This is a genomic window from Streptomyces sp. PR69, from assembly GCF_026420845.1.
Lineage (GTDB): Bacteria > Actinomycetota > Actinomycetes > Streptomycetales > Streptomycetaceae > Streptomyces.
The window spans coordinates 1-468 of record NZ_JAOWCB010000099.1 but is presented as its reverse complement, the minus strand read 5'-3'; the positions used below and the strand labels follow the sequence as shown (position 1 = coordinate 468).

The 468-nt window shown below is 66.9% G+C and carries 1 protein-coding gene; it reads right to left on the bottom strand.

Annotation, left to right across the window (positions count from 1 at the left end):
- A partial coding sequence (locus OF819_RS29070) for a vitamin B12 dependent-methionine synthase activation domain-containing protein (RefSeq protein WP_323748979.1) occupies positions 1-468 on the bottom strand: 468 nt, incomplete at both ends.

The window sequence follows — 468 nt, the reverse complement described above, 5'->3', positions numbered from 1 at the left end:
CAGTTCCTCGCCCGCGAAGCCCAGTTCGGCGCGGACGCGGGCGTGCCAGTATTCGGCGAGGGCTTCGGCGAGTTGGACGGACAGGCCGTGGAGTTCGAGGTAGTCGCGGTAGGAGTTGGTTTCGAAGAGTTCGGCGGCAGCCTGGCCGATCTTTGATCCTACGGTGACGATCTGGAGGCCGACGACGTCGGTTTCGCCGGATTCTTCGGGGCGGAAGAAGTCGGCCAGGCACAGCCGGCGGCCGCGGCGCTGGCGGGGGAAGGAGAAGCGGGTGCGTTCTGAGCCGTCTTCGTTGAGCAGGATCAGGTCGTCGCCTTTGGATACGCAGGGGAAGTAGCCGTAGACCACTGCGGCCTGGAGGAGGTTGTCCCTCTGGAGCCGGTCCAGCCAGCCGCGCAGCCGGGGCCGTCCCTCGCTTTCGACCAGTTCCTCGTAGCTGGGGCCGTCACCGGTGCGGGACTGCTTCAG